Below are 5,571 nucleotides of genomic sequence, written 5' to 3' on the forward strand. Positions count from 1 at the left end.
TCACGAATCAACCTATAGCCATCCCGCAAGTTGGCAAGGTCAACTTGCGGGATGGCTATGGGTTGATTCGTGGTGGGGAAGCCTGGCTGCTCAATGTCCATATCTCTCCGTACCAAAATATCAACGAATATTTTAATCATGACCCCCGTCGCAGCCGAAAACTACTGCTGCACCGTAAGGAAATCAATAAGCTCACCGGTAAATTAGAACAGCAAGGTTTAACCCTTGTCCCCTTAAAGATTTATTTGAAGCGCGGCTTGGTTAAAGTCAGCATTGGTTTGGGCAGAGGGAAAAAGCTCCATGATAAGCGGGAGACGATCAAGAGGCGTCAGGATCAGCGAGATATGGCAAGGGCTATTAAACGTTATTGAAGGTTGAACGCGATCGCGTGGCCGAAAGGCCAAGGTTGGTTAGTTGGTTGGTAGGTTGAAGGTTGAAGGTTGAAGGTTGAAGGTTGAAGGTTGGTAGGTTGAAGGTTGAAGGTTGTTCGCTCTTGGCGTTCCCGTAGGGTAGGTTGAAGGTTGTTTGGTCAGCACAAAACTAGCAACCTGTAACTTGGTAACTTGTAACCTGCAACCTGCAAAGCAACCTGCAAACTTTAAACTTTTGACGGGTCAGAATTTGGATTGACATAGAAACTGGCAATAATGGCGACGACTAGCCACCATAGGGTCTGCACTTGAGGACGGTACCAAACGGTATCTACCAGACCATGGGCGAGCATTCCTGACATGGTGGCAATGGCTCCCATCAGCCAAAATCCCTGACGGTTCGCTAAATTTCTCAGACGACTCAGTTGTTGCATGCCTTGGTTGAAGGTGACTATCAGCAACCAAAGGAAACATAACATCCCGATCAAACCCATTTCTACGGCAGTTTCTAGGAAAATGGAATAGGCACTGAGGGCGGTATATTTGGGGCGTTGGAAAAGGGGATAGATTTTGTTGAAGGCGTTGTTACCTGGACCAATGCCAATGATGGGTCGGTCACGAATCATGTCCATCACCGCAGACCAAACATTCATGCGGAAGTTGTTACTACTATCTTCCCGACCAACAAAAATACTAGCAATGCGATCGCGTATAGCTGGAACAAACATGACGGCGAGAAGCATCACCCCAGCACAACTGCTTAATAGTGCTGGCATTGCCCAAGGGCGTAATTTAGGGGGCAACTGCACACTGTACCAATACACCAGCAGGATCAAGAAGACGAAAATACAAACAACAAAACCAATCCATCCACCCCGACTAAAGGTTAGCACTAGACAAATTGAATTCACGACTACCATCGTCAGTGCTAAGGCTTTGGGGAGCAAACCCTGCCAGACAAATACTGCTGCCAAACTCAATGCTACTGCTGGGATCAGATAACCAGCTAGTAAATTCGGGTTGCCCAGATAACTATAAACCCGCGTCAGTTTTGCTGCTGCTGAAGTGGGGTCTACCCAGGTAGCTAATGCTTCAGCCCCAAAAAACCACTGCCGCAAGCCGTAAATACTGACAATTAGTGAGATATGGAGAAAGAGGGTAATAATCCAGCTACGAAGGGGACGAGAACGTAATACCCTTGCCATCAGGGCAAAAAAGAACAAATAAAGGGTTAATTTTACCAAACCACTAGAGGCAGCCCCTTTCACCGGAGAGAGTGCGGTGGCTATAGTGGCAACACTCCAGTACAAAAAAACTAACAGATGAATGGGGCTTACCTTCGGCTTTCCTATATCATCGGATAAGGTTAGCAATACCCATAACCCTGCACTTGCAATTAACAAGATGCCTACTAGAGCATTGGAAACAAAAGGAGCTAAACTTAACACCAGAGCAACTATCATCGCTCCTATTGGGTCAGACCACTGTAGGAGCAAGCTACTCTGACGCCAAGCATCTAGGAGTCCTACCAGGCGATACAAATAGCTAGTGCCTCGCCACCGATACAGCTGTAAATTTGAAAGAGTAAACTTAGCCCATGCTGAATTCATTGTCTATTTTTTATTTGAACCCACCTCATCTATAATCTTTGATTTTATATCAGGATTCCTTCACCAAATACTAAAAAACTTTTCGACGCTTCCCGAAAAGCTGGCGTTCTCAGGGGGTCTTTAGCACTTTTGCTATCGACCACTTCAGAAAGACTAAGCAAAATTAAATAATTTATTAACTGAGCAACCTTTATCAGCCGTTAGTCTTCTATTTATGAGTTTTTTTGATAAATACGGTCTAGGTCTGATGGCTAGATCACCTTGACAGTACCGTTGCCTAGATTAGTTTAACATATGAGTCAATGAATCGGAACAGTGGTTTAACAGTTTTGATCAGGAGACTCTAATTGCGGTAAAGTAATCACGTACCGATACCCTAACTCTGGCAAACCTTGAACAGAAATTTTTCCTCTATGGCGTTTAGCTAAATGGCAGCTTAGTAATAGCCCTAAACTTTCACGAGATTCACTATTCTGAGGTCTTTTTTCCGATTCAGAACCCCAACTAGTAGTTTCTGGATCAAAAGAACTGGATAAAAACTGATTGTCACAGAGGAAGTTTGAACTCGAAGGTAGTTCACTTATTCCCAGTGCTTCAGTGATGAATGGGGTTTCTAAAGCATTAGCAACCGCTGCTGCTGCTGAGGGGGATTGTAACGGTAACTCATAAATTTGTCCGTACATCTGAGGTAGACCATCTCCGAGCCAGGGGTGAGAAACCCAAACCGCGATTTTCAAAGACACGACATTAGCCCTCTCCAAATCAGTTTTTCGAGAGACATGGATGCGTACTTCACCCCCTGCCTCAGCCGAGTAAATCACACTGAATATGAGGTAATATAGCATTTGTCGTACCTTTTCTTTATCCAGAAACCAGATGCGATTACCTGGCTCTACAGATAGATGCAACTTTTGTCGATGTTGCTGGGCTATCTGTGCTAAATTGTTCATTGCTTGTTGACAGAGCATTTCAATATCTACAGCAGTTAAATTTAGTTGTTCGCTGTTTTCATCAAAAATCCCCAAGCAAAGAATTTCATCAACCATCAAGACCAGCTGACGACCACTGCAATAAACAATTTCTAGATATTCTTTTTGTTTATCAGTCAAAGACCCATAAACTTGGCGACTTAATACACTAGCCATTCCCATAATCGATGTTAGAGGTGTGCGCAATTCCTGTGTCAGCTGAGTTAGTAATTTGTACTTAATGGTGTGAACTGAGTTAAAACCAGCTATCCCATCTAGAGAGACATTCCTAGGGCTAGAAGTTTGGCGATCAGACTCGACTTCCTGAGAGTGCTGAGGCTCTGTTGAAGAGTTAGTTAGCCAGTTAACAAAGCGGTCACGCTCTTTTTTCAAAAAATGATTCCGCTCAAATTCACTGAGACTCCAGCGAGCGGTAATTGCCAAAAACTCATAATCTTTGGTGGTAAAATTGCGAGGTACTAAATCCATAACTGCTAGGGTACCTAAACACTCTCCGTCAGCAGTTAACAGTGGTGCACCTAAGTAAGAACGGATACCGTAGTGGTGAACCAGTACACTACTAGCAAAGACAGGGTTGGCGACTGTATCATTAATCGCCAACATTTGATGACTATCTACTACATAGCTACAAAAGCATTCACTACGGGGCAACTGACGGGACTGTGCCACTCGATTCATTAGCCCGATTCTAGATAATCCCACAGCTGATTTGATGTGCTGTTGCGTTTGTACCATAAAGCCCAAAATGCAGATAGGCACATCTAAAAATCTGGCAGTAGTCTGAGTTGCCTCGTCGAAAACTGGTACTGTTTCTGCTTCGAGTAGACCTAAATCCCGAAGAGTTTTCAGTCGTTTTTTTTCCCGTTCTTTAGCAGTCAAACCATCCAAAGTACAAAAAATTTGATTTTCTTTTGCCATAACCAACCCATTCCCCATGGTTACCTTTGGTAGCACCACAGTCCACTGGCTACTGTAGTGCTACCCACAACACTTAAGGTTCCCAGATAGAGTAGTGAAGTAAACAAATTCTCAGGAAAATAAATGCTTAAATAATGCCATTTTTTTTGGTATCAGAAGCATTTTTGCGGTTGTTTCGTTCCTGACCGCTTATGGGAGTGATGTCTGAGTAGACCAAGCTGGATGAGAAAGCAAAGAGGAAAATACCCGAACACCTCTGAGCTGATTCGAAAGAGGCAAATGACCTTTTGGTGCACTGAGATCCCAGATAAACTCATGGGGATATCGGGTCCAGCGATTGCCAGTTTTCCAACCAATTTTTGGCCAAAGTTTTTCCCAGTTCTTGCCTAAAGACAACCAAAGCTCCCGCTGCACAGAAAATCCAAATTTGCCTTGAGAGTGAATAACCCACAAGATATCAATAGTTTGCAAATCCGTAATCGGGAAATTGTCTACTTCCGAAAAATACAGCCATCTTCTCTGTACAGCAGCAGCTCCTGCTAACTCACAGAGTTTTTCGAGAGTAAGACGGTCAGCTGCGAGAAAGTCTTGTTTAACTAGCAGCTGTTGCACGGGTGTGTAATCAATGCCTGCTTCAGAACGTAGGGGTACAACCCCAGTAGGAAAATAAGTTTGCAGAAATTCATTGGTTTTGGGCATATTGGCTTGATGGAGGGCTTGATAGGCAAAACCAGCACTGAGGATAGTCGGGTTGGCATGTTGCTCCTGTAAAAATTCCATTAACACGTCTAACCCGGCAGTGCCAGTGCTGGCAAGTTCCTGAATCAAAGCCTGTTGTTTTTTTTCAGAACTAGACTTTAGCTGGCGCTGGAGTTCGGCAACTGTGTTAGAGACTTCTGCTGGGAACCGGGCCGTTTGATCGCTCATGAAGGGTAGGGTTTGAGGTTGCACTCAAGAAGGTTGAATGTGATAGCTTTTAAAGTCGAGAGTCAAGCAAGTTGATGCTTTTAACCTAGACTACGGCAAGGAACCGCTTGTATACAACCTTAAAGCTTATAATTGTCTAAGCTTAAACCTTTTACGATCAAGAACTTGTGCCAAAATTTCACCGAGCCTAGTCCGTCAATTGTCTGTAGCGGTGCTTCACTCATAACCTGGTGGAACAATTAACTTGCAGGTTAATTGTTAGGGGTTATGGGTTAGGTGTTGGCTTTGGTTAATGGTTAATAGTTAAGCGTGTAAGTGTTTAAGCGTGCTTAGTACCTAATGTAAGCGTGCTATCATGCCTAATGTAAGCCAGCCTATACTGAAGTAGATAGGGAGATACCGGTGAGGGAGAGACAACATCCGAGGGTATAAAAAGTTTTTTCCAAAATTGACAAATAATCAATTTACAAGCACAACAACTTACCAAATTTCAACCATTCTCTATTCTCACCTGCTTATCGAGCCTGAAGAATGCGGTTAATGATTTGAGTAGTGGAGGTAGGAAATTCAACCTGGACTAACTCAATCCGCCCCCCGTAGGATTGAACAATTTTGGCTTCTGGTAAAGTGGATAAAGTGTAGTCACCCCCTTTAACGTACACCTCTGGTTGCAGTGCTTCAATTAAACGATTAGCTGTGGTTTCAGCAAAAATCACTACCCCATCTACGGGTTTGAGAGTTGCCAGAATTTCTGCC

The 5,571-nt window shown here is 43.8% G+C and carries 6 protein-coding genes; 1 reads left to right on the top strand and 5 read right to left on the bottom strand.

Annotation, left to right across the window (positions count from 1 at the left end; translation table 11 throughout):
- A partial coding sequence (smpB, locus tag F6K20_RS22310) for an SsrA-binding protein SmpB (protein ID WP_287296060.1) occupies positions 1-371 on the top strand: 371 nt, incomplete at its 5' end.
- Positions 372-410: 39 nt separating this feature from the next.
- On the opposite strand, the gene F6K20_RS22315 is transcribed toward smpB, so the two are convergent.
- From F6K20_RS22315 to F6K20_RS22335, 5 genes are all read right to left on the bottom strand, one after another.
- On the bottom strand, positions 411-536 hold the full coding sequence (locus tag F6K20_RS22315; protein ID WP_267872018.1) for a hypothetical protein: 126 nt from the start codon (positions 534-536) through the stop codon (positions 411-413).
- Between the two features lie 62 nt (positions 537-598).
- Positions 599-1,981 (bottom strand): IctB family putative bicarbonate transporter, encoded by a 1,383-nt coding sequence (locus tag F6K20_RS22320; protein ID WP_008182505.1) that lies wholly within the window; start codon positions 1,979-1,981, stop codon positions 599-601.
- A gap of 320 nt (positions 1,982-2,301) precedes the next feature.
- Positions 2,302-3,888, bottom strand: a complete 1,587-nt coding sequence (locus F6K20_RS22325; protein WP_287249987.1) for a GAF domain-containing sensor histidine kinase — start codon at positions 3,886-3,888, stop codon at positions 2,302-2,304.
- 189 nt (positions 3,889-4,077) lie between these two features.
- Positions 4,078-4,815: a GUN4 domain-containing protein gene (locus tag F6K20_RS22330; RefSeq protein WP_044492691.1), complete on the bottom strand. Its 738-nt coding sequence runs from the start codon at positions 4,813-4,815 to the stop codon at positions 4,078-4,080.
- A 515-nt stretch (positions 4,816-5,330) separates the two neighbouring features.
- A partial coding sequence (locus tag F6K20_RS22335; RefSeq protein WP_502708861.1) for a nucleotidyl transferase family protein occupies positions 5,331-5,571 on the bottom strand: 241 nt, incomplete at its 5' end.

Origin of the sequence: Moorena sp. SIO2C4 (assembly GCF_010672485.1) — a bacterium.
Classification (GTDB): domain Bacteria; phylum Cyanobacteriota; class Cyanobacteriia; order Cyanobacteriales; family Coleofasciculaceae; genus Moorena; species Moorena producens.